The 24,018-nt window shown below is 66.7% G+C and carries 21 protein-coding genes; 17 read left to right on the forward strand and 4 right to left on the reverse strand.

All coding sequences use genetic code 11. The annotated features are described in order from the left end of the window. Positions 1-3: 3 nt before the first annotated feature. The 4 genes from ACU0BR_RS01775 (at position 4) to ACU0BR_RS01790 (ending at position 3,897) form a co-directional block, all read left to right on the forward strand. On the forward strand, positions 4-1,299 hold the full coding sequence (locus ACU0BR_RS01775; protein WP_446155123.1) for a TRAP transporter large permease: 1,296 nt from the start codon (positions 4-6) through the stop codon (positions 1,297-1,299). 40 nt (positions 1,300-1,339) lie between these two features. Then, positions 1,340-2,581: an aconitase X gene (locus ACU0BR_RS01780; protein ID WP_446155124.1), complete on the forward strand. Its 1,242-nt coding sequence runs from the start codon at positions 1,340-1,342 to the stop codon at positions 2,579-2,581. After that, on the forward strand, positions 2,581-2,994 hold the full coding sequence (locus ACU0BR_RS01785) for an aconitase X swivel domain-containing protein (protein WP_446155125.1): 414 nt from the start codon (positions 2,581-2,583) through the stop codon (positions 2,992-2,994). The genes ACU0BR_RS01780 and ACU0BR_RS01785 overlap by 1 nt, the downstream gene beginning before the upstream one ends. A 219-nt stretch (positions 2,995-3,213) precedes the next feature. Then, positions 3,214-3,897 carry a VIT1/CCC1 transporter family protein gene (locus tag ACU0BR_RS01790; RefSeq protein WP_446155126.1) on the forward strand — a complete coding sequence of 228 codons (684 nt, stop codon included), beginning with the start codon at positions 3,214-3,216 and terminating at the stop codon, positions 3,895-3,897. Between the two features lie 66 nt (positions 3,898-3,963). On the opposite strand, the gene ACU0BR_RS01795 is transcribed toward ACU0BR_RS01790, so the two are convergent. The 3 genes from ACU0BR_RS01795 to ACU0BR_RS01805 all read right to left on the reverse strand — a co-directional run bounded on the left by ACU0BR_RS01795 (position 3,964) and on the right by ACU0BR_RS01805 (position 6,740). After that, entirely contained in the window at positions 3,964-4,746 is a 783-nt protein-coding gene (locus ACU0BR_RS01795) for a 3-hydroxybutyrate dehydrogenase (protein WP_446155127.1), read from the reverse strand. A 69-nt stretch (positions 4,747-4,815) separates the two neighbouring features. Continuing rightward, positions 4,816-5,925 (reverse strand): patatin-like phospholipase family protein, encoded by a 1,110-nt coding sequence (locus tag ACU0BR_RS01800; protein WP_446155128.1) that lies wholly within the window; start codon positions 5,923-5,925, stop codon positions 4,816-4,818. 83 nt (positions 5,926-6,008) lie between these two features. Then, complete coding sequence (locus tag ACU0BR_RS01805; RefSeq protein WP_446155129.1) at positions 6,009-6,740, reverse strand: FadR/GntR family transcriptional regulator; 732 nt, start codon at positions 6,738-6,740, stop codon at positions 6,009-6,011. A gap of 87 nt (positions 6,741-6,827) precedes the next feature. On the opposite strand from ACU0BR_RS01805, the gene ACU0BR_RS01810 reads away from it, so the two are divergent. The 12 genes from ACU0BR_RS01810 (at position 6,828) to ACU0BR_RS01865 (ending at position 20,917) form a co-directional block, all read left to right on the forward strand. Continuing rightward, the gene (locus ACU0BR_RS01810) at positions 6,828-7,208 is read left to right on the forward strand and encodes a hypothetical protein (RefSeq protein ID WP_446155130.1); all 381 of its coding nucleotides are present in this window, start codon (positions 6,828-6,830) and stop codon (positions 7,206-7,208) included. Next, the gene (locus tag ACU0BR_RS01815; RefSeq protein WP_446155131.1) at positions 7,205-8,221 is read left to right on the forward strand and encodes a TRAP transporter substrate-binding protein; all 1,017 of its coding nucleotides are present in this window, start codon (positions 7,205-7,207) and stop codon (positions 8,219-8,221) included. Before ACU0BR_RS01810 ends, ACU0BR_RS01815 begins: the two co-directional genes overlap by 4 nt. Positions 8,222-8,291: 70 nt before the next feature. Continuing rightward, the gene (locus ACU0BR_RS01820; protein WP_446155132.1) at positions 8,292-8,897 is read left to right on the forward strand and encodes a TRAP transporter small permease subunit; all 606 of its coding nucleotides are present in this window, start codon (positions 8,292-8,294) and stop codon (positions 8,895-8,897) included. Next, the gene (locus ACU0BR_RS01825) at positions 8,894-10,210 is read left to right on the forward strand and encodes a TRAP transporter large permease (protein ID WP_446155133.1); all 1,317 of its coding nucleotides are present in this window, start codon (positions 8,894-8,896) and stop codon (positions 10,208-10,210) included. The genes ACU0BR_RS01820 and ACU0BR_RS01825 overlap by 4 nt, the downstream gene beginning before the upstream one ends. Position 10,211: 1 nt before the next feature. Then, the gene (locus ACU0BR_RS01830; RefSeq protein WP_446155134.1) at positions 10,212-11,126 is read left to right on the forward strand and encodes a sugar kinase; all 915 of its coding nucleotides are present in this window, start codon (positions 10,212-10,214) and stop codon (positions 11,124-11,126) included. A 26-nt stretch (positions 11,127-11,152) separates the two neighbouring features. Then, positions 11,153-12,934, forward strand: coding sequence for an IlvD/Edd family dehydratase (locus ACU0BR_RS01835; protein WP_446155135.1), 1,782 nt, complete (start codon positions 11,153-11,155; stop codon positions 12,932-12,934). A 198-nt stretch (positions 12,935-13,132) separates the two neighbouring features. After that, the gene (locus ACU0BR_RS01840; protein ID WP_446155136.1) at positions 13,133-14,848 is read left to right on the forward strand and encodes a GMC family oxidoreductase; all 1,716 of its coding nucleotides are present in this window, start codon (positions 13,133-13,135) and stop codon (positions 14,846-14,848) included. A gap of 361 nt (positions 14,849-15,209) precedes the next feature. Continuing rightward, positions 15,210-16,328, forward strand: a complete 1,119-nt coding sequence (locus ACU0BR_RS01845) for a mandelate racemase/muconate lactonizing enzyme family protein (protein ID WP_446155137.1) — start codon at positions 15,210-15,212, stop codon at positions 16,326-16,328. A gap of 582 nt (positions 16,329-16,910) precedes the next feature. Beyond that, on the forward strand, positions 16,911-17,981 hold the full coding sequence (locus tag ACU0BR_RS01850; RefSeq protein ID WP_446155138.1) for an extracellular solute-binding protein: 1,071 nt from the start codon (positions 16,911-16,913) through the stop codon (positions 17,979-17,981). A gap of 263 nt (positions 17,982-18,244) precedes the next feature. Further along, positions 18,245-19,180, forward strand: coding sequence for an ABC transporter ATP-binding protein (locus tag ACU0BR_RS01855; protein ID WP_446155139.1), 936 nt, complete (start codon positions 18,245-18,247; stop codon positions 19,178-19,180). Next, positions 19,177-20,046 carry an ABC transporter permease gene (locus tag ACU0BR_RS01860; RefSeq protein WP_446155140.1) on the forward strand — a complete coding sequence of 290 codons (870 nt, stop codon included), beginning with the start codon at positions 19,177-19,179 and terminating at the stop codon, positions 20,044-20,046. Before ACU0BR_RS01855 ends, ACU0BR_RS01860 begins: the two co-directional genes overlap by 4 nt. Before the next feature lie 4 nt (positions 20,047-20,050). Further along, positions 20,051-20,917: an ABC transporter permease gene (locus ACU0BR_RS01865; protein WP_446155141.1), complete on the forward strand. Its 867-nt coding sequence runs from the start codon at positions 20,051-20,053 to the stop codon at positions 20,915-20,917. A gap of 63 nt (positions 20,918-20,980) precedes the next feature. On the opposite strand, the gene ACU0BR_RS01870 is transcribed toward ACU0BR_RS01865, so the two are convergent. Next, a complete protein-coding gene (locus ACU0BR_RS01870) occupies positions 20,981-22,144 on the reverse strand; it encodes an alanine racemase (protein ID WP_446155142.1) in 1,164 nt (387 codons plus the stop codon). A 265-nt stretch (positions 22,145-22,409) separates the two neighbouring features. Between ACU0BR_RS01870 and ACU0BR_RS01875 the strand changes: the two genes are divergently transcribed. Beyond that, positions 22,410-23,990 (forward strand): amidohydrolase, encoded by a 1,581-nt coding sequence (locus tag ACU0BR_RS01875; RefSeq protein WP_446155143.1) that lies wholly within the window; start codon positions 22,410-22,412, stop codon positions 23,988-23,990. Positions 23,991-24,018: the final 28 nt, after the last annotated feature.

The following is a 24,018-nucleotide window of genomic DNA, read 5'->3' on the forward strand; positions in this document are numbered from 1 at the left end:
GCCATGTGGACCGATCTGATATACGACTACGGCGCCTATGTGGCGATCTTCCTTCTGTTTCTGCTGATGGTGCTGTCGGTGCCGGTCTTCGTGTCGATGGGGCTGGCCGCGTTCATGGCATCGCTGCTGCTGGAAGATCCGTTCCAGGTGTTCCGCAACTTCATCAACATCTCATGGCAGGGCGCCTCGATCTTCGAGCTGGTGGCGCTGCCGCTGTTCATCCTGACCGGCACGATCATGCAGCGCACCGACGCGGGGCGCGACCTGTTCGAGGTGACCAAGGCCTGGGCCGGGTCGGTGCCGAATTCGCTGGGCGTGTCGACGATCCTGGCCTGTGGGATCTTCGCCGCGATCTCGGGGTCGAGCATCGCGACGGCGGCCACGGTGGGGCTGGTCGCGATTCCGCTGCTGACGAAGGAAGGCTACGGCGAGGCGCGCGCGGGCGGCTTCGTGGCGGGGGGCGGTACGCTGGGCATCATCATCCCGCCGTCGATTCCGCTGATCCTCTACGGTGTGATCACCGAAACCTCGATCGGGCAGCTGTTCATCGCGGGCGTGGTGCCGGGTGTCATCATGCTGGGCCTGTTCACCCTCTACGTGCTGATGTCGCGGCCGCGGATCAAGACCGAATACAAGGTGCCGATGCGCCGGCGGCTGACGATCACCGCCTCGTCCTTCGGGGTGGTGCTGCTGCCGGTGGTGATCATCGTGGCGATCTACACGGGCATCTTTTCGCCCACCGAGGTCGGCGCGCTCTCGGTGATCTATGTCACCGTGCTGGGGCTGGTGCAGGGCAGGTTGAACGTGGCCAAGCTGCTTGGCGCCGCCGAGTCCGCCACCGCCACCACCGCGATGCTGATCATGCTGATCGTCTTCGGCCAGTATTTCGCGCATTTCCTGACGTTCGAGCAGATCCCCCAGCAGATCGCCGCGGCGATCGTGGAAAATGCCACCGGCGTCTGGGCCGTCACGCTGATGATCCTGGCCTACATCGTTATGGGGATGTTCCTGGAAAGCGCGGCGATGCTGCTGATTTCGATCCCGATCTTCTTTCCGGTGGCCGAACAGATCGGGATGCACCCGCTGACCTTCGGCATCTTCGCCGCGATCTCGATGGAGATCGCGCAGATCTCGCCGCCGATCGGGGTGAACCTGTTCACCATCCACGGCATCTCGGGAATCCGGCTCAGCCGTCTGGCGCGCGGCGCGGCGCCCTTCCTGCTGATCCAGATCGCGATGCTGTATCTGGTCTATTTCTTTCCGCAAATCGTGCTGTGGCTGCCGATGTCGATGCACTGAGCCCTGCGCGCAATCCCAACCGCTGATCTGGAGACTTGATGTGAAACTGAACGACGAAGAACAGGCCATGCTGGCGGGCAAGATGGGCCCGGCGCGGCAATGGGCGATGGACCATCAGGTGCAGGTCGGGCGCATGTTCGACGCGCAGGACATGGTGCCCGTCAGTCAGGCCCATATGATGGGCGACCCGGAGTCGGTGGGCCTGGCGGGGGTCGAGTTCGTCGAACGCTTCGCCGCCCTGCCCGAGGAGCAGCGCCGCGTCGCGGTGCCGATGATCACCGATCCGCGCGGCGTCGATCTGAGCTATTACGACCCGCTGGGCCAGACCGAGGAGATGGCCGACATCGAGCGCCGGTTCATCGCCGCCTGCCGGGCGCTCAACATCATGATGACCGACACCTGCATCAATTATCAGACCATCATGCCGCCGGTTCTGGGCGACCATGTGGCCTATGGCGACACCGGCGTGGTGATCTATTCCAACAGCGTCTGCGGCGCGCGCTCGAACTTCGAGGGGGGGCCCTCGGCGCTGGCGGCGGGGCTGACGGGGCGCACCCCGCGCTATGGCCTGCATCTGGATCGCCACCGCCGCGCCACGCGCCGTTACGTCGTGCGCCAGCAGCCCGAGGGGCTGACCGACTGGGGCGTTCTGGGCGCGGTGATCGGGCGCAAGGCCGGCAGCTATTGGGAGGTGCCGGTGATCGAGGGGATCGAGAAGGCCCCCTCCAGCGACGCGGCCAAGCATTTCGGCGCGGCGATGGCGAGCTACGGGTCGACGCCGCTGTTCCACATCGCGGGCGTCACGCCCGAATGCGCCACGTTGAAAGATGTCGGCGGCGAAAACCTGACGCCGGAGGATATCACCGCCGACGATATCGAAGCCCTGCGCGCCCCCTTCGGCGGGCGCGGCGCCAAGGTCGATGTGGTGGTCTTTGCCGCGCCGCAGCTGTCGCTGGTGGAAATGCAGAGCGTCGCCGCGCTCTGCCGCGACAGGCAGCGCCACAAGGACACTTCGCTCATCGTGTGCACCTCGCCCAGCGTCTACACCGACGCGCGGCGCATGGGCTATAACGACGCGATCGAGGAGTTCGGCGGCAAGGTGCTGCAAGGTACCTGCTTCTACCAGCAATACGCGCGCGAGATCGGCGAGGCCAACGGCTGGAAGCGGCTGCTGTCCAATTCCACCAAGATCGTGAACATTCTGGGCGGCTATGGCTATCAGCCTTCGCTGGCCTCGATGGAAAACTGCATAGAAAGCGCCGTGAAGGGGGAAATCGTCTGATGGCCACAACCTATAAATGTCATGTCGGCATCGGCAAGAAGGTCGAGGGCGAAGCGCTTGTCGCCGATGACAATTTCTCGGCCCGCTATGACCTGAACCGCATCGAGGGCGTGTTCTCGCGCCCGCAGCACAAGCTTTACGGGCAGCAGTACAACGGCAAGATCCTGGTGCTGAACACCGCCAAGGGCGGCGTCGCATCCGCCTGGATGCTGCATGAGATGGCATCGCGCAACATCTGCCCCAAGGCGATCATCTTCAATTCGGCCAATACCATCCTGGCCCAGGGCGCGGCGCTGGCCGAGATGAGCATGGTCGACCGGTTCGAGGACGGCGATGTCACCACGCTGTTTCGCACCGGCGACACCCTGCAGGTCGATCCCGAAGCGGGAACGGTGACGATCACCAACCGTTGACCGGCAGCGGGGTCGGGGCGGTATCCCCCTCGCCCGGGGCCGCTTCGGCCGCGGCGTCTTGACCGCGCGCGTCATTCGGGCCTTTTTCCCGCCCCGCGGGGCGGCTAAAGTCGGCAGTCCCTGCCGCGGTCATGCGCGGCCGCGACGCTGCGGCAGGTCTTCTGACGCCACAGCCTCGGCGGCGGTTGCGCCGCCTGCGGTCACGAAAAGGGACGAGCGATGAGCGAACAACATTACGTCAGCCGGACAGGCTGGCTGCGGGCGGCGGTGCTGGGGGCCAACGACGGGCTATTGTCGACGTCCAGCATCTTGGTCGGGGTGGCGGCCGCGGCGTCCAGCCAGGGGCAGATCCTGCTCGCGGGGCTGGCGGGGCTGAGCGCGGGCGCGCTGTCGATGGCGGCGGGGGAATATGTCTCCGTCAGTTCGCAGGCCGACAGCGAAGCCGCCGACCTGGAGCGCGAGACACGCGCGCTCAGCGCTGATCCCGAGGGCGAATTGAACGAGCTGGTCGAGCTGCTGGAAGGGCGCGGGATGTCGCCCGAGACCGCCCGGCTGGCGGCGCGGGACATGACCGAACACGATGCCCTCGCCGCCCACGCGCGGGAGGAGCTGGGCCTGTCGGACCATCTGTCGGCCAATCCGTTGCAGGCGGCGATCGCCTCGGCCACCGCGTTCCTGGCGGGCGGTGCGCTGCCGTTGATACTGGCGATGATCCTGCCGCATGGCGCGATCAGCTATGGCATTTTCGCGCTGACGCTGGTGCTGCTGTTCGTGCTGGGCGCGGTCGGCGCGCGCGCGGGCGGGGCGCCGATGGGGCGCGCCGCGCTGCGGGTGGCGTTCTGGGGCGTGATCGCGATGGGCGCGACCTACGTGATCGGCGCGGTGTTCGGCACGCGGCTCTAGCCGCGTCGGGCGGCCCCGGGCATTTCAATGGCCCGGCGCCGCCTGTCCACAGCGGCCTGGTCGGGTTTATTCCATGAACCAGCCGTGGCTGACGATCATCGATTGCCCGGTCAGCGCATTGGTCGGGAAAGCGGCAAAGAGGTGGGCGATCTCGGCCACGTCCTCGACGGTGGTGAATTCCTTGTCGACGGTACCGCCCAGCATCATCTTTTCGACCACCTCCTTTTCGGAAATGCCCAGATCGCGCGCCTGTTCGGGGATCTGCCTTTCCACCAGCGGCGTCTTGACGAAGCCGGGGCAGATCACGTTCGAGCGCACGCCATGCGCGGCGCCTTCCTTGGCGATCACGCGGGCGAGGCCCAGCAGCCCGTGCTTGGCCGTGACATAGGCCGATTTCAGCGGCGAGGCTTCCTTGGAATGGACCGAGCCCATGAAGATCACCGAGCCCGAGCCGGCCTTGTACATATGCGGCAGGCAGGCCTTCGAGGTCAGGAAGGCGCCGTCCAGGTGGATCGCCAGCATCTTTTTCCACTCCGCAAAGGGGAAATCCTGCACCGGGTGGACGATCTGGATGCCCGCGTTGGAGACCAGCACATCGACCCCGCCCCAGGTGTCGACAACCTCGGCCACGCCCGCGTTCACCGCGTCCTCGTCGGTGACATCCATTTCCACGCCGATGGCGGTGCCCGGACCCTCGGCGGTCAGTTCCTCGGCGGTGGCGCGGGCCGCGTCAAGCCGCAGGTCGGCGATGGCGACATTGGCCCCGTCGGCGATATAGCGCCGCGCGATCGCCTTGCCGATGCCGCTGGCCGAGCCGGTCACGATGCAGGATTTTCCCTTGAGGTCCATGATCTTTCTCCTTGTTCAAACTGACGGGGTGGCTTCGCGCGGTGCGGCGATCCGATGCCCGGTCTACAGTCATGCACGCGCGTCGGACAGGTCGAAAACCTGCATCCGTTCGGCCGAATCGTGGCGCTTTTCCCATTCGGGGTGGGTCATCGTGCGTTTGGCATCATTGCGCCCGGCGGCCCAGTGGGCCTGCATCGACCGGCGCGAGAACTCGTAATCCTTGGACGCGCTTTCATAGCGGGTCTGGCGATAGATCAGATGCGCGATGGTGATGCGCGGATCGGGCGGGCCCGCGATCAGCGCCCGCGCGTCCGGGTCGTCGCGCAGCGCGGCGGGCAGGCGGTCGTAGAGCCTGCGCGCCGCGGCGCGCGTTTCGTGCAGGCGGCGCATCATGTCGGTGTTGAACCGGGTCCGGCTGGAAAAGCGGATGTCCTTTTCGCGCGCCTCGATTTCCCAGACCGATCGCGGTATCGGGCCACGCGCGTTGAACAGATCCACCTGAAAAACGCAGAGATCGCGGTCGGGCAGGCGCCTGTCCAGCACGTATTGCAGCGGCGTGTTCGACACCAAACCGCCGTCCCAGTAGGACGCGCCGTCGATCTGCACCGCCGGAAACCCCGGCGGCAACGCCCCCGAGGCCATGACATGTTCCGGCCCGATGGTCCGTTCGGAGCTGTCGAACCAGGTCATGTTGCCGGTTTCGACATTGACCGCGCCGACGCTGAAACGCACGTTCCCGGTGTTGAGCAGGTCGAAATCGACCAGCTCTTCCAGGGTGCGGCGCAGCGGCGCGGTGTCGTAATAGCTGGTCGCGCCCGCGGCCCCGAAGGGCAGCAGCGCGGCGGGCGGAAAGCGCGGGGTGAAAAAGCCGGGCACCCCGACCATCGCCGTGGCCGCGGCGCTGAGCCGGTTGAGCATTCCGCGCGCCCAGTACCCCTCGGCCATTGGTTGGGACAGACCCATCGATGTGGCCTGTTCCCAGAACGCGCGCAGCCGCTCGACCCGCCGCTCGGGGGGGTTGCCCGCGATGATCGCGGCGTTGATCGACCCGATGGAAATGCCCGCAACCCAGGCGATTTTGGTGAACGTATCGCTCAGCCCTTCGAAGGCGCCGGCCTGATAGGCCCCCAGCGCGCCGCCGCCCTGAAGGACGAATACATTGCTTTCGCGGGCTTTCATGGCGGGAATCCGATCGTCGGCCGGGGGATGATCCGTTATCTAGCGCGGGCGGGGCGGCTGAATATTTACAAATTCGTAATGCCCTACGTGATCCCGGCCTTCACCAATACGCTGACGTTGCTGTCGAAATGCTCCGACATCGCGGCCTCGGCCCGGCCGGGATCCTGGGCCATGATGGCGGTGGCGATGCGTTCATGGCAGCGGATGTTTTCGCGCCGGTTTTCTTCGGTGGCGCGGCTGCGCCAGCCGATATCCCAGGTCTGCCGCGTGATCACGCTGAACGAGTTGACGATGATCGCATAGAGCGAATTGCCGGAGGCCGTGGCGATGACCTCATGAAACCGGATGTCATGTTCCATGACGCGCATAGGCTGATGCAGCTCGTCGAACATGGCGGCGACGATATCCAGAAGCTCGCGCGCCTGTGCGTCGCTGCGGCGCAGCGCGGCCAGGCTGGCGGTGCGCAGCTCCAGCGTGCGGCGCGCGTCGAGGATCTGCTGGATCGACAGCTGCCTTGTATAGACCGTGTGATCCAGGATCATCGAAAGCGCGGCCGCGTCGGGCGCCGCGACCCGCGCCCGTCTGCCATTGCCGATTTCCAGGATGCGCAGCGCGGAGAGCGCGCGCATCGCCTCGCGGGCGACGGTGCGCGACACGCCGAGCCGCGCCGAAAGCGCGGTTTCGCTGGGCAGGGCGTCGCCGGCCTTCAATTCGTTCTCGCGGATGAAATCGCGGATGTCCGCAATGGTGCGCTCGACCAGCCCGGAGGTGCTTGTGTGGCTTGCGGTTTTAGATTGTATGATAGGTTTTGTCATTTTGTAGCACAGTAATGTTAATTTCCGTTGATCGAATCTATCAGAGGGGTGTACAGACTCACAGAGAATTCGTGCGGACCCTGCATCATGAGCTTCAGCCAGCCCAACACGCTGATCCAGAAATCCGTGCGGGCCTTTTACAACGGCTGGTATCGCGATCTGGTGACCGAGGTGCCGCGCATCGAGGGCGGGTTCGTCTATCCGATGGAAGGCCCCGGCCTGGGCACGGCCCTGACGCCCGGCTTTTTCCGGCGCACCGATCTGGCCCGCCGCGTTTCGGAGGACAGTCCAATGAGCCTGAAGCTGTTCGTTGCGACCGCTTCCGACGCGCGAATACTCCATGGATCGCGCCGCCGAAGCGTTCGAGCACACCTCCGACAAGGCGCGCGCGATGAAAGTTCAACTGCAATTCCGGCAGGCATGAGGAGCGCCTGTCACCGCTATCCATCAAGGGAGGAAAGACCATGAAAATCACGAAACTCGCATCGACCGCGCTGGCCCTGGGGCTGGTCGCATTCGGGGCCCATGCGCAGGACTACAGCTTCCGCTTCCAATCGTCCGATCCGGCCGGCAACCCCAACTTCGAGTTCCAGCAAGCCTGGACCGAGGATCTGCGCAAAATGTCCGACGGCAGGGTCAGCGTCGAGATGCTGCCCGTGGGCACCATCGTCGACTACAAGGAAACGCAGGACGCCGTGGGCGCCGGTCTGATCGACGGGCATATCACCGACACCTCCTATTTCGCGGGCAAGGATCCGGCCTTCGGCCTGATCGCCAACCCGGTCGGCGCCTGGTCCGACCCCAACGAGATGATCGATTTCGTCGAGAACGGCGGCGGCAAGGAGCTGATGAACGAAATGGTCGGCCCCTACGGGCTGCATTTCATCGGCGTGACCACGCCGGGGCTGGAGGCCTTCGTCTCCAAGGTGCCGCTCGATGGGGTGGCCGATCTGCAGGGCGTCAAGATCCGCACCCCCGAGGGGCTGATCGCCAACGTCTTTGCCGCCGCGGGCGCCGCGCCGGTGAACCTGCCTGCCTCCGAGGTGTTCACCTCGCTCGACAAGGGCGTGATCGACGCGGCCGATTATTCGGTGTTCTCGGTCAATCAGGAAGTGGGCCTGAACGACATCGCGCCCAATCCGGTCTATCCGGGCTTCCACTCGCTGCCGCTGGTCGAGGTGTCGATGAACAAGGACAAATGGGACGCGCTGCCCGCCGACGTGCAGAAGATATTCGAGGAGTCGGTCAAGAAGTTCCAGCAGACCCAGGTAAACGCCCTGAAACAGCGTGACCTGGATGCCGTGAAGGCCGCCGAGGCCGGAGGCAAGATCACCGTGCACGACTGGGCACCCGAAGAGCGTGCGAAGTTCCGCGGAATCGCGCGGGGCGAGTGGCAGAAGCTGGCAAGCCAGTCCCCGATGGCGCAGAAGGTCTATGACACGCTGACCGCCTATCTGACCGACAAGGGCCTCATGCAATAAGCGCAAGACGGGCTGGCGGGCGGTCATGCGCCCGCCGCTTTCATCGGTGCAAACGACCGGAGGGGACAGGATGAGCGGACGCGACCCGCTGGATACGGATCTGGCCGCGACCAGCGAAGCGCTGGCCGAAAGGCCCCACACGCGTGAGCCGTCCGCGCTACCGCAGGCCGGGGCGCTGGGGCGCGCGGTGAATGCGGGCGGCTATTTCTTCGCCGCGATGATCGTCCTGTCGGCGGTGATCCTGCTGATCGAGGTCTTCCTGCGCTATGTCTTCAACGCGCCGACGATCTGGGCGCATGAGACGACGACATTCCTGTGCGCCATCTCCTTTCTCTATGGCGGGCTGTTCTGCGCGGCGCGCGACACGCACATCCGGGTGGTGCTGATCTACGACATGCTGTCGGGTCCTGTGCGCCGTCTGTTCGATGTGGCGATCTTTGCCGCCTGCGCGGTGGCGGCGGGGTTCTTTACCTATGCAGGCTACATCATGGTGGCCAAGGCCACCTTTGCCCCCACCGGCGACTTTCGCCTGGAACGCTCGGGCAGCGCCTGGAATCCGCCGACGCCCGCGCTGGTCAAGATCTTTCTTTTCCTCATGCTGATCGTGCTGACGATCCAGTTTCTGGTGCTGGCCTATAACCACGCAAGGCGCATGCGCCGGGGGCGCGCCCAATGAATGCGATGATCGACCTTGCCGCGCTGGGGATCGGCACCAGCACAATCTTGATGTTCGGCCTGATGGTGATCCTGCTGCTGACCGGGATGCCGCTGGCCTTCGTCACGCTGCTGGTGGCGCTGGTCTTTGCCCTGCTGGGGTTCGGGCCCATCGCCGTATCGGTGATCACCAGCCGGATCTATACCTTCGTCGAAAGCTTCGTGTTCGTCTCGGTCCCGATGTTCGTGCTGATGGCCGCGATCCTGGACCGCTCGGGGATCGCGCGCGATCTGTTCGACGCGATGAAGCTGATCGGCGGCCGGCTGCGCGGCGGAGTGGCGGTGCAGACGATCTTTGTATCGGTCATCCTGGCGGCGATGTCGGGGATCATCGGCGGCGAGATCGTGTTGCTGGGGATGATCGCGCTGCCGCAGATGCTGCGGCTGGGCTATGACCGCAACCTGGCGATCGGCGTGGTCTGCGCGGGCGGGTCGCTGGGCACGATGGTGCCGCCGTCGATCGTGCTGATCATCTATGGGCTGACGGCGAATGTGTCGATCGGCGATCTGTTCACCGCGGCCTTCGTGCCGGGGTTCATGCTGGCGTCGTTCTATGTGGCCTATGTGCTGATCCGCGCCTACACCGATCCCAAGGTCGCCCCCGCCCCCGAAGCCGATCCCATCCCCACGGCCGAGAAGCTCCGCCTGCTGAAGGGTCTGATCCTGCCGATCATGGTGGTGGTCTTCGTGCTGGGCTCGATCTATGCGGGCGTCGCCTCGGTCACCGAGGCCTCGGCGGTGGGCGTGGGCGGGGTGATCCTGTCGACGCTGCTGCGCGGCGAATTCAGCTGGCGGCTGCTGCGCGATTCCGCGATGCAGACGCTGGCGACGGTGGGCATGATCGTGTGGATCGGCATCGGGGCCACGGCGCTGGTGGGGGTTTACAACCTGATGGGCGGTATCCGCTTCGTCTCCGATCTGATGACCGGGATCTCGGACAATCCGACGGTGATCGTGCTGGTGATGATGGCGATCCTCTTCGTGCTGGGGGCGTTTCTGGACTGGGTGGGCATCGCGCTGCTGACCATGCCGATCTTCGTGCCCATCGTGAAGACGCTGGGGCTGGATCCGATCTGGTTCGGGGTGCTGTTCTGCATGAACATGCAGGTCAGCTTCCTGTCGCCGCCCTTCGGGCCGGCCGCGTTCTATCTGAAATCGGTGGCCCCGCCCGAGATCTCGCTCGGCGATATCTTCCGCTCCTTGCTGCCGTTCATCGGGTTGCAGGCGCTGGCGGTGGCGATCCTGATCGCCTTCCCCTGGATCGCGGTCTACTGACATGGGGGATGCAAGACGCTTTCTGGGCATCGGCGAATGCATGGTGGAGCTGTCGCCCGAAGGGCAGGGGCTGTTCCGCAAGGGGTTTGCGGGCGATGTGTTCAACACGCTGTGGTACGCGGCCCGGGCGCTGGGGCCGCAATGGCAGGTGGAATTCCTGACCGGGCTGGGCACCGACGCGCTGTCCGATGAATTCCGCGCCTTCGCCGCGGCGGCGGGTGTGTCCTGCGCGGGCGCCCCCCGGCTGGCGGGCCGCACGCTGGGGCTTTACATGATCCATTTGCGGCAGGGCGAGCGCAGCTTCAGCTATTGGCGCGACAGTTCCGCGGCGCGGGCGATGATGACGGCGCCGGGCCAGGTCGCGGCGCGGCTGGAGGGCGCGGAGGTGATCTACCTGACGGGGATCACGCTGGCGATCCTGCCGCATCGGGACGCCTGTGCATTGCTGGCGCAGGTGGAGGCCGTGCGCGGCGCGGGCGCGGTGGTCGCGTTCGACCCCAATATCCGCCCGCGCCTGTGGGACGATCCCGCCCGGATGCGCGCGCTGATCGAGCGGGCCGCGCGCACGGCCACGATCGTGCTGCCCAGCCACGAGGATGAGGCGGCGGCTTTCGGCGATGCGGACCCCGCCGCGACGGCGGCGCGTTACGGGGCGCTTGGCTGCGGGCATGTGGTGGTCAAGAACGGCGCGGCGGCGGTCGTGACGCGGATCGACGGCGCAAGCGCCGAACATCCCGTCACGCCGGTGGCGCGGGTGGTCGATTCGACCGCGGCGGGGGATTCGTTCAACGCGGCCTATCTGGCGGAATTCCTCGCGTCCCGCGACGATGCGGCGGCGGTGCGGGCGGGCGGGGTGCAGGCCGCGCGGACCATTTCGGCGCGCGGCGCGCTGGTCGACACGGCCCCTGGCCGCTAAGTACCGCAACCAAGGAGAACAGGACAATGGCCGATACGCGCGCGAACAAGAGGTTCCGTTCCCAGGAATGGTTCGATAACCCCAACAATCCGGGCATGACCGCCCTCTATCTGGAGCGTTACCAGAACCAGCAGTTCACCCGCGAGGAATTGCAGTCGGGGCGGCCGGTCATCGGTATCGCGCAGACCGGCTCCGATCTGGCGCCGTGCAACAAGATCCACGTCTTTCTGGCCGACCGCGTCAAGGCGGGCATCCGCGATGCGGGCGGCATCCCGATGGAATTTCCGGTCCATCCGATCCAGGAAACCGGCAAGCGGCCGACCGCCGCGCTGGACCGCAACCTGACCTATCTCAGCCTGGTCGAGGTGCTGCACGGCTATCCGATCGACGCGGTGGTGCTGACCACCGGCTGCGACAAGACCACGCCCGCGCTGCTGATGGGGGCCGCGACCGTGGACATCCCGGCAATCGCGCTGAACGGCGGCCCGATGCTGGACGGCTGGTGGAAGGGCAAGCGCGCCGGGTCGGGCACCGTCATCTGGGAAAGCAGGCGGCTGCTGGCCGAGGGCAAGATCGACTATGACGAATTCATGCAGCGCGCCTGTGCCTCGGCGCCCTCGCTGGGTCATTGCAACACGATGGGCACCGCCAGCACGATGAACGCGCTGGCGGAGGCGTTGGGCATGACCCTTCCCGGCTCCTCCGCGATCCCGGCGCCGTTCCGTGAACGCATGGCGATGGCCTATGCCACGGGGCGCCGGATCGTGGAGATGGCGCATGAGGATCTGAAACCCTCCGACATCCTGACGCGCGCGGCCTTCGAGAACGCCATCGTCGTCAATACCGCCATCGGTGGCTCGACCAACGCGCCGCCGCATCTGCAAGCCGTCGCGCGCCACGCGGGCGTGGCGCTGGCGCTCAAGGACTGGGAAACGCTGGGCTTCGAGGTGCCGCTGCTGGTCAACATGCAGCCGGCGGGCGAATATCTGGGCGAGAGCTTTTTCCGCGCGGGCGGCGTGCAGGCGGTGATGGGAGAGCTGAACAAGGCGGGCCTGCTGCGGCTGGGCGCGCGCACCGCCTCGGGTCGGCCATGGGCGGCGCTGCTGGAGGGGTGGGAAAGCCGCGACAGGGCCGTGATCCGCCCCGTCGACGACCCGATGCGCCGCGACGCGGGCTTTCTGGTGCTGTCGGGCAACCTGTTCGACAATGCGCTGATGAAAACCTCCGTGATCTCGGCGGATTTTCACGACCGGTTCCTGTCGCAGGCGGGCCGCGAAGGCATCCACGAGGGCCGCGCCGTCGTGTTCGAGGGCCCCGAGGATTACCACGACCGCATCAACGACCCCGCGCTACACATCGACGAGTGCGCGATCCTGTTCATCCGGGGCGTCGGCTGCGTGGGCTATCCCGGTTCGGCGGAGGTGGTCAACATGCAGCCGCCCGACGCGATCCTCAAGCGCGGCATCGACCATCTGCCCACGGTGGGCGACGGGCGGCAGTCGGGCACATCCGAAAGCCCGTCAATCCTGAACGCCTCGCCCGAGGCGGCGGTGGGCGGCGGGCTGGCCTTGCTGAAAACCGGCGACCGGGTGCGGCTGGATCTGAACGAACGCACTCTGAACGCGCTGGTGGAGGATGCCGAATGGCGCGCGCGCGCCGCGGCCTGGAGCCCGCCTGACCTGCACCATCAGACGCCCTGGCAGGAAATTTACCGCACCCATGTCGGCCAGCTCGGCGAGGGCGGTTGTCTGGAACTGGCCACGAAATACCACCGCATCGCACGCGATCTGCCGCGCGACAATCACTAGCATCGGCGCGCTGCGCCCGCCGGGGCGCCGCGGCTGCGAAGATATCGCTGCTTGCATGGCGCCCGCGATTGGCCTTCAAGTTGGTTCGCAACGGCCCGCGACCCGGACGGGGCGCGGGGGCGATGGCTTGCAGCGCACCGCGCCCGGCCGCTCCCGGCAGGGGCCTGGGCGGGGTCGCGACAGGCAGAGGGCAGTCCGATGGGGCAAGGCGACAGGCAGAACGGCAGACAGGGCGGCAGGCAGGGCGGCGGCCAGAACGGCGGCCAGAACGGCGGCCAGAACGGCGGCGCGGCGGAAATTGTCGCCGATTACGTCGTGGTCGGCGCCGGATCGGCGGGCTGCGTGCTCGCCAATCGGCTGAGTGCGGACGGCCGCTCGAGCGTCGCGGTGCTCGAAGCGGGCGGATCGGATCTGAGTTTCTGGGTGCGGATGCCCATCGGCTACGGCGGCGCGTTCCATCACCCGCGCCTGAACTGGCGCTATTCGACCGAAGCCGATCCCGGCACCGGCAACCGCGTCAGCTATTGGCCGCGCGGCAAGGTCATGGGCGGATCGAGTGCGATCAACGCGATGGTGTTCATCCGGGGGCAGGCCGCCGATTACGACGGCTGGCGCGCGTTGGGCAATCCCGGCTGGGGGTTCGACGATCTGCTGCCGCATTTCCGCGCGATGGAGGACAACCTGGCGGGCGGCGACGATCTGCGCGGTACCGGCGGGCCGATCGCCGTCAGCCCCATCGACGGGGCGGTGCATCCGCTCAGCCACGATTACGTGGCCTCGGGGCAGGCGGCGGGGCTGGCGTTGAACCGCGATTTCAACGGCGCCACGCAAGAGGGTGTCGGGCTGTACCAGATCACCACGCGCCGCGGTGTCCGCTGTTCGGCGGCGACGGGATATCTGGCCCCTGCGCGCCGACGCCCGAATCTGCGGGTGATCCCCCACGCCCATGCCACGCGGGTGCTGTTCGACGGACGCCGCGCGGTCGGTGTGGAATACCGCCGCGGGGCGCAGACCCTGCGCGCGATGGCCCGCCGGGAGGTCATCCTGTCGGCGGGTGCGGTGAACTCTCCGCAACTGCTGGAGCTGTCGGGCATAGGCGCGCCCGCGCGGCTGCGGGTGCTGGGGATCGAGGTTGTGCAGGCGGCCCACGGGGTCGGCGAGAACCTGCAGGATCATATCGGATACGATTATATCTACCGCGCCAACTGCCCGACGCTGAACAACGTGCTGCGCCCGTGGGCGGGGCGCGTGCTGGTGGGGTTGCGCTATGCGTTGACGCGGGGCGGCCCGTTGTCGCTGAGCGTCAACCAGGGGGGCGGGTTCTTCCGCAGCGGCGACCGGCGCGACAGGCCGAACCTGCAACTCTACTTCTCGCCGGTCAGTTACACGCGCGCGGCGCCGGGCAGGCGCAGGTTGATGGCGCCGGACCCCTGGCCGGGCATGTTGCTGGGGATCTCGAATTGTCATCCGCAAAGCCGGGGGCATCTGCATATCCGCAGCAGCGATCCGCTGGAGCCGCCGGAAATTCACCCGCGGTATCTCAGCGCGCCGGAGGATCTGGAGGAACTGGCCGAGGGCGCGCAGATGCTGCGCCGCATCGCCGCCGCGCCGCCCCTGGCCGACGCGATCGAAAAGCAGGTCGTGCCCGGTCCCGATGTGACCTCGCCCCAGGCGATCCGCGACGACATCCGCGCGCGGGCGGGCACCGTGTTCCACCCCTGCGGCAGCTGCGCGATGGGGCCGGACCCGGCGGCGGGCGCGGTGGTGGATGCGCGGCTGCGGGTGCATGGCGTGCAGGGCTTGCGCGTGGCCGATGCCTCGATCTTTCCGCGCATCCCCTCGGGCAACCTGAACGCGCCGTCGATCATGACCGGCGAAAAGGCGGCGGCGCTGATCTTGCACGATCGCGGCTGACCGCGCGCCGCTGCCGCCAGATCCTCGACGACCCGTGCCAGATCGGTCACACCACGCGCGATCTGCGCGGGGAGGACGGCGCAGAGCCCAAGGGTGAAGACCTGCCGCGCGACGGGAGCAAGCGCATGGCGCCAAAGCGGCGCCGTCGCGATGCCCGCGGCGCAGGCGGTGTGGCCACCGCGCGGGATCGAAAGCGTCGGGCTCAATGCGCCGCCTATGTATTTCGACACGCCCGCCACCCTCTGCCGATTGGTATGCCAGCCGGTTCAAAGTGGGCCTTGTCACCGGCCCAATTCCCGGCTCAACCTGTTCCGGTGCGCCTTGGGGCGCCGCCGTCGAAATTGCCGGGATCCTGCCAGCGATGAAGATCATCCGCATCGAAACCTTCTGCAACGCCTTCGTGGGCTTCACCCGGGTCACCGACGAAACCGGCGCCCAGGGCTGGGGGCAGATGTCGACCTACCACTCCGACATCACCGCACAGGTGCTGCACCGCCAGGTCGCACCCTGGACGCTGGGGCGGCGGATCGACGATCTGGACGATCACCTCGATCTGGTGCAGGAGCGGGAACACAAGTTCCCCGGCTCCTACCTCTGTCGGGCGATGGGCGGGCTGGAAACCGCGATCTGGGATCTGCGCGGCAAGGCGGCGGGCAAGCCGGTGACGGCGCTGCTGGGCGGCACGCCGGGGCGGATCAGGGCCTATGCGTCATCGATGCGGCGCGACATCACCCCCGCCGACGAGGCCGAGCGCTTTCGCAGGCTGCGCGCGGAGCAGGGGTTCGATGCGTTCAAGTTCCGCCTGGGGGCGGAGGTCGGGCGCGGGCGCGACGAATGGGACGGCCGGACCGAAGAGATCATCCCCACCATTGCGGACGCCTTCCGAGGCGAACAGGTGGCGCTGCTGGTGGATGCCAATTCCTGCTATTCGCCCGCCCAGGCCATCGCCTACGGCAGGGTTCTGGAACAGAACGGCATCACCCATTTCGAGGAACCCTGCCCCTATTGGGAGCTGGAGCAGACGCGCGAGGTCACCCGGGCGCTGGCCGATCTGAACATCGACGTGACCGGCGGCGAGCAGGATTGCCTGCTGCCGATCTGGAAGCGGATGATCGACATGCGCGCGGTCGACATCGTGCAACCCGACGTGATGTACATGGGCGGCATGGGGCGCACGATGCGGGTGGCCGCGATGGCGGCGGCGGCGGGTCTGCCCGTCACGCCGCATTGCGCCAACCTGTCGATGGTTACGCTGTTCACCATGCATCTGCTCCGCGCGATTCCCAACGCCGGCAAATACCTGGAGTTCTCGATCGAGGGGGCGGATTACTATCCCTGGCAGCAGGATCTCTTCGTCTCGGACCCCTATGCGATCATGGACGGCATGGCCGAGGTCACCGACGCGCCGGGCTGGGGGGTCGAGGTCAACCCGGAATGGCTGGCGCGGTCCACGTATCAGCTCAGCGAGATGCCGGGATGAACCGCACCCTGCGCCGCCGGCAAACGCATCCTCTTTGGCGGGCGGCTCAGCGCGGCTGAGACCGGCACGCGCAGCAGCGGCGGACGGCTTCCTGGCAAGATGGCGCGCGTATTGCCGCAGCCGGCGAACTGCCGCCTCATCCATTCCTGGAGAGGCTATCGGATATTCCTTTGATTCGCGCGGCCATGTGGGGCAGAAAGATCACGTCCACCATGCGATGGGCTGCTGCGGATCGGGTGTCGGAATGGCAAGCTGTCTGGGTATGAGGACCGTGTGCGCGACCAGCGCCGATGCGGGTTCCGAAGAAGACGCCGAAGCGGGCACCGTTGCAGCTGCCGAAACCTGGCTGGGCCGGATCGGCTGTCCCACGCGCCCGCTCTATCGGGGCAGGGCGTGGTTTCTGCCCGCCGGGGTTGAACTTCGCCGTCGCAAGGATCGGATAGGTATTTGAACATTTCAACACCCGAAAAAATTTGGGAATTTCGACCACGCAATACATATCGACGACATTTTGTCAGCAAATTGTCACACGACGCCGATACCACAAAAACAATCGCATCACCGAAGTCAGGGAGAATTGAGATGAGACACTCCATCAAGCTGGCGCTGCTCGGCACCGCCTTCGGGCTGGTCGCGGCCACGGGCGCGCAGGCCGAGACGCTGCGCCTGCTGACCTGGGGCAGCTACGCCCCCGAAGAGCTGATCGCCAAGTTCGAAAAGGAAAACCCCGATATCACCGTCGAGGTGACCTTTTCCAACAACGAGGAAATGATCGCCAAGCTGCGCGCGACCGGCGGGTCGGGCTATGATCTGGCCCAGCCCAGCCACGACCGGATCTTTGCGGCGCAGCAGGAATACAACATCTACAAGCCCCTGGATCTGTCGAAGATCGACACCTCGGTGATGTCGAAAAACCTGCTGGAAGGCGTGAAGGCCAACACCACCATCGACGGCGAGGTCTATGCCGTGCCGCATCAGTGGGGCACCTCGGGGATCATGACCAACATGAAGGAGGCCCCCGACGTCACCGGCTGGAACGACCTGTGCGACCCGGCCTACAAGGGCAAGACCTCGATGCGGCTGCGGCGCACGATCCTTCTGGGCACGGCCTTCGGGATGGGGGTGAACCCGTTCGATCTCTATGGCGACAAGGCCGCCTATCAGGACATGCTCGACAAGGTCACGCAGAAGCTGATCGAGTGCAAATCCAACATCAAGACCTATTGGACCGGCGGCGACGACCTGTCGGCGCTGATGCTCTCGGGCGAGGTCATCGTGTCGGAAACCTGGGATTCGACGGCGTTCAAGCTGTATGCGCAGAACCCCGATATCGTCTTCGTGCCGCCTGAAACCGGCGCGCTGGCCTGGATCGACACTTTCGCCATCCCCCGCGGCGGCGAGGCCGACGATGCCGCCTACAAGTGGATCAACTTCGTGCTGAAGCCCGAGAACATCAAGGTGATGTCGGCCTCCACCGGGGCGATCGCGGCGGTGCCCAACGGGATCGACCTGTTGCCCGACGACAAGCGCGCGGCGGTGCAGGCGGCGTTTACGCAAAAGGACCTCGATAACCTCAAGTTCTTTGCCAATATCCCCGCCGGGCTGGAGGATATGGAGGGCATTGCGCTGGAGCGGATCAAGGCCGCGCAATAAACCCCGGCAAGCCGCAAAAACCGCGGCAAGCGACGACCCACTCACCGAAACCAGGGGCGGGGGCGTGCGGCACGATCCGCCACGCCCCCGCCGATTTCCACGACCAGCGGCCTGCGCCAGGGAAAAGCCATGTACGATCTAAGATGCGACCGCGTGACCAAGCGTTTCGGGGATTTCACCGCCGTCGATGGTGTCAGCTTCGATGTGCCAAGCGGGTCGTTCTTTTCAATCCTCGGCCTTCGGGCTGCGGCAAGACCACCTTGATGCGCATGATCGCAGGCTTCGAGACGCCCGATGAGGGCGATATTCTGATCAAGGGCAGCTCGGTGCTGAACCTGGCGCCCAACAAGCGCAACGTGAAGATGGTGTTTCAGCATCTGGCGCTGTTTCCGATGATGAACGTGGGCGAGAACATCGCCTATGGGCTGCGCTGCCGGGGCGATGCCAAGGCGCAGATCACCGACAGGGTGCGCGCGGTGCTGGACCGGGTGGGCCTGCCGGGGGTCGAGGACAAGCGGATTTCCCAGTTGTCGGGCGGGCAGAAACAGCGCATCGCCATCGCGCGCTGCATGGTGCTGGAACCCGACGTGCTGCTGCTGGATGAACCGCTGGGCGCGCTGGATCTGAAGCTGCGCGAACATATGAAGATCGAGCTGAAGCAATTGCAGCACCAGTTCGAGACGACGTTCCTTTACATCACCCACGACCAGTCCGAGGCGCTGGTGATGTCCGACAACGTGGCGGTGATGAACGCGGGGCGGTTCGAACAGATCGGCCCGCCCAAGGCGCTGTACGACAGCCCCGTTTCGGGGTTCGTGGCGGGGTTCGTGGGCGACAGCAACCGCTGGGCCGGGCGCGTCGACCGCGTGGCCGACGGCCATGTGCGCGTCGCGCTGCAAGACGGCGGCACGGTGCTGGCGGCGGCGAACGCGCCGCTGCGCGTGGATGACGCGGTCGAGGTCTTTGTCCGTCCCGAGGCGATATCGGTCGGCCCCGGCGAGGAGGGCAAGACCCTGACGGGCACCGTCGACAGCCTTTTGTTCAACGGCGCGAACAGCCGCATCCTGGTGCGCAGCGACAGCGGCCGGCTGATCGAGGTGGCCGACCGCAGCGGCGCGGGCGATATCGCCGAGGGCGACGCGATCGCGATCAACTGGCAGGGCGGGCGGGCGCTGGCCTTTGCGGCGGGGGCCGCATGATGGGGCGCGATGCGGGCAAGCTGTCGCTGTTTTTGCTGATGGCGCCTTTCGCGCTGTGGATCGCGCTGCTGATCGTGCTGCCGCAGCTGGGCATCGGCTATGTGTCGCTGCGCGAAAAGGTGGGGCCGGGGGAATATACCTTCGGGCTTGGCAACTACATGAATTTCCTGGGCGAGCCGATCTATTGGAACACGCTGCTGCGCACCGCCTGGATGTCGATCCTGGTGACGATCCTGGCACTGCTGGTGGGCTTTCCCGTGGCCTATTACATCGCCAAGATCGCGCGGCAGCGGTCGCGCGCGGCGCTGTTCCTTCTGTGCCTGATCCCGCTTTGGGTCAGCGATCTGGTGCGCGCCTTCGGCTGGATCGTGCTTTTGCGCGAAACCGGGCTGGTGTCGGGCGCGCTGCAATGGGCGGGGCTGATCAGCGGCCCGGTCGAGCTGCTTTACAACGACGTCACCGTGGTGATCGGGCTGGTCTATACGGTGGTGCTGTTCATGATCGTGCCGCTGGTCTCGACGCTGGACGGCATGGACGACGCCCTGCTGGAGGCGGGCTACAACCTGGGCGGCAGCCGGTTCACCGTGTTCCGCCGCATCATCGTGCCCTATGCGATGCCGGGCATCGTGGCGGGCTGCATCATCACCTTCATGCTGACGGCGGGCAGCTATCTGACGCCGGTGCTGCTGGGCGGCAAGAACAGCAGCTGGTTCACCGAGCAGATCTATAACCAGTTCATCACCCGCTACAACTGGGAGGCGGGCGCGACCTTCGGCGTGCTGCTGCTCGGGTTCACCTCGCTGGTGATCTGGCTGGGGCTGCGGCTGACCGGGCAGAGCCTGGCCAGCACAGTGGCAAAGGATTAGGCGCATGGCACAGGCATCGAGCGCGGCGCGGAAATCCCCCTGGATCAGCTTTGTCTACCGCGCCTATGTGGTGATCTTCTTCCTGTATCTGGCGGCACCGCTGCTGGCGGCGGGGGCGTTCGCCTTCAACGATTCGCTGTTTCCGTCGCTGCCGTGGCAGGGGTTCACGCTGGACTGGTTCTTCAACCCGACCGAGCCCAAGCTGGGCATGTTCCACGACAACCGGCTGCTGCGCGGGCTGACGAATTCGCTTTATATCGGGGCGATCGTCTCGGCGCTGGCGGTGGCGGCGGACACCTGCAACGCCTTTCTGTTCGTCCGGCGGGATTTTCCGTTCAAAAGCGTGCTTTACGTGATGATGGTCGTGCCCCTGGTGATCCCCGGCGTGATCCTGGGCATTTCCATCCTGGTGCTGGCCAGCATGATCGCCAACGGCATCGACCAGTCGTTCGGCTTCAACCCGACATGGCTGCGGCCCGGCATTCCGCTGGTGGTGCTGGGGCAGTTTTCCTTTCTGACCACGATCACATCGCTGGTCATCGCGGCGCGGCTGCAAAAGTTCGACATCGCGCTGGAGGAAGCCGCGCTGAACCTCGGCGCCAGCCGTCCGCGCGTGCTGGCGACGGTCACCCTGCCTTATCTGATCCCGGCGCTGTTTTCGGCCTTTGTGGTGGCCTTTCTGGTGTCGTTCGAGAATTTCAACACCACGCTGATGCTTGTGGGTTCGGACGCGCCGCTGACGATCACCATGTACGATCGCATGGTCAAGGTGGGCTCCACCCCGGTGCTGAACGCGGTCTCGGTGTTCCTGATGATCGGCTCGGGCGTGCTGGCATTGCTGAGCGTGGCGATGCAGCGCGACCGGGGTTGAGGCGGCCCCGCCACAGCGCCCTGCGAGGGCCCCGGATCCCCCCTGCAAGGTCCCGAACCCGCCTTACCAGCCCCCGAACCGGGGCCATTCCAGCAGCGGCGCCCCGGGATTGTCGCCACCGTCGCCACCGTCGGGCAGCACGTGATAGCGCTGATGCTGCGCGGCGGTGGCGCAGGCGTGGTTGGGCAGGATGCGCAGCCGGGTGCCCAGGAGCAGGTCCGGCACCTCGCCGTCGTGGTCGGGATGCCTGGCGATCACGCCGTGTTCCTGGTTGGCCTGGCTGACATAAAGGCCGGGGATCACGCGGCCGGCCGTGTCGCAGACAAGGCCATAGCCCTGATCGACCCGCTGCGCCGCCGTGCCGCGGTCGCGCGACATCGCCATCCAGCCCGCATCGCAGATCGTCCAGCCGCGCGCGGTCTGGTGGCCGATCACCGTGGTCAGCACGCTGAGCGCGATATCGTCGACGGTGCAGGCCTCGATCCCGGCCATCACCAGATCGAAGAAGACATAGACCCCGGCGCGCAGCTCGGTCACGCCGGACAGATCGCGCGCGCCATGTGCCGTGGGGGTGGAGCCCACGCTGACGGCGGGGCAGGGCAGCCCCGCCCGGCGCAGCGCGGTGGCGGCATCGACCACGGCGCGCCGCTCGGCCTCGGCGAAACGGGCGTGGGCGTCGCGGCCCACGGCGGTATAGCTTTCCCCCGCGTGGCACAGAACCCCGGCCAGCGCCGCGCCGTCCTCGTGCAGGATGCGGCCCACGTCGATCAGGGCCGGGTCGTCGGGGGCCAGCCCGCTGCGGTGCCCGTCGCTGTCGATCTCGATCATCGCGGGGATGGCTATGCCTGCCTGGCGGGCGGCGGCGGCGACGGCCTTGGCCTGCGCAACACTGTCGAGCAGCACGCTCAGGCGGCACCCCGCCCGGTGCAGCGCGATGACGCGCCCAAGCTTGTCGGGGCTGATGCCGACCGCATAGAGGATATCGTCGATGCCCGCGGCGGCGAACACCTCGGCCTCGGCCAGGGTCGAGACGGTGGCCGGGCCGCAGCCTCCCGTCAGCACATGGCGCGCGGCCTCGATGCTTTTGGTGGTTTTCAGATGCGGACGCAGCGTGACGCCAAGCGCCGTCGCATGCTGCGCCAGTCGCGCGATATTGCGTTTCATGCGGGCCTCGTCGACCAGCAGGCAGGGCGTGGGCAGGGGGGTCAGGCGGGCATCATCGGACATGGGCGGCAGCCTATCGCAACCGAAAGCGGACGGTAAGGGCGGGCGGCGCGGAATTTCGGCGCCCCCGCGCGGGATTGAAGGTGACGGGGGGTAAGGAGGTGGGATGGTAAGGGTGGGCCGCCGTGCCGCGCAGCCTGCCGTCCTGCCGAATTGCGCGGGTTTTGCCATTCGGGCGGAAAGGCGTCACCATGCGGCGGTCCGCCCCCCCTGCGGGCATTGTGAACCCTGCGGGGATGCCCCGCGTCATGAAAAGGAACCTGCCGCCGTGCCCCTGTCCGATGCCCAAGCCACCGCGCTCGCCGCCGTCGATGCCCGCATGCCCGAGCTGTCGGACTGGTGCGCGACGATCTTCGATTTCGGCGAGACGGCGTGGCGCGAATACCGCTCTGCCGAATGGTACGTGGCGCGCCTGCGCGCCGAGGGGTTCGCGGTCGAAGAGGGCTCGGGCGGGATGCCCACGGCCTTTTGCGCCGAATGGTCGAACGGCGCGGGCCCGGTGATCGGCATGTATGCCGAATACGACGGCATCCCCGGCAATTGCCAGGCCGCGGCCCCCCGTCGCGCGCCGCGCAGGGGGCTGGGGTTTCAGGCGGGCGGGCATACCGATCCGCATTCGGGGCTGGGCATCGGCGCGCTTGGCGGGCTGCTGGCCACCAAGGCCGCGATGCAGGCGCATGGCATCGCGGGCGGGCTGCGCTTTACCGGCGAGCCGGCCGAAAAGGTCCGCGGGTCCAAGCCGATCCACGCCGCAAAGGGCTATTACGACGGGCTGGCGGCAATGCTGTCGTTCCATCCGTTCTACATGCTGCCGATGTGCAACACGGTGCGCTGGGACACGCATTGCGGCGCCGCCTATTCGATGGTCTATCGCTTTATCTGCGACGCGCCCGAAAGCTGGGGCCACGGCGATGGCGCGCCGATCCCGCAATCGCATTCCGCGATCCGGGCGCCCGGCGCCTCGGAAGCGTTGATGAGCATGTTCCAGATGTCCAAGACGCTGCGCGATTCCATGCTGCCGCATCAGGGTGGCTGGTCAATCTCCGAGGCGATCCTGACCGCCGGGCAGGCCACGGCCGACAATCAGCCCGCGGGGCTGGCCGAAGTGCAATACATGCTGCGCACCCCCACGGTGGAGATGGCCGAACAGGTGACGGCGGCGCTTGACCGCAACGCCGGGGCGGTCGCCGCGATGACCGGGTGCCGCTGGGAACGCCACTGGGTCTGCAAGTCACGCCCCGGGCTGGCCAATCACGCGATGGCCGCGTTGGTGTGGGATGCGATGCAGGCGGCGGGCGCGCCGCAATGGGGCGACGCGGCGGTGCAGGTCGCGCGCGAGGTTCAGGCGGCCCTGGGCCTTGCGCCGATGGAGGCCCCCTTCATCGCCGAGATGAGCCGCCTGATCGACCCGCAGGAGGCCGAAGCCATCCTGCGCCGCGATCTGCCGCCCAGCCAGGCCAATAGCACCTCGGACGATTACACGGACATGAGCTGGCACGCGCCGCTGGCCCGGTTCTACATCGCGCGCCCGGCGCTCAGGCCCGCGGGGGCACCCTATCCCAACTGGGTGATGAACGCCCTGGGCGGCATTCCCGCCACGATCGACCCGATGGTGCGCAGCGCGGCGCGGGTGCTGTCGCTGGCGGCGCTGCGGCTGTTGCAGGACAAGCCCGCCCGCGACGCGGCCCGCGCCGAATTCGAGGCGCGCACCGGCGGCGGGGTGGGCGGCGACAGATGGATGGCGCCGCTTTGCGATTATGCGCCGCCGATCCATTTCCGCTGGCCCGAATATGTCGAAACCCCGCGCGGGCGCGACTGGTGCATCCCGTCGGACATGGCCGATGCCTGAAAACGCAGGGGTGGGGGTGCCGTGCGCG

The organism is Brevirhabdus sp. (assembly GCF_052826345.1).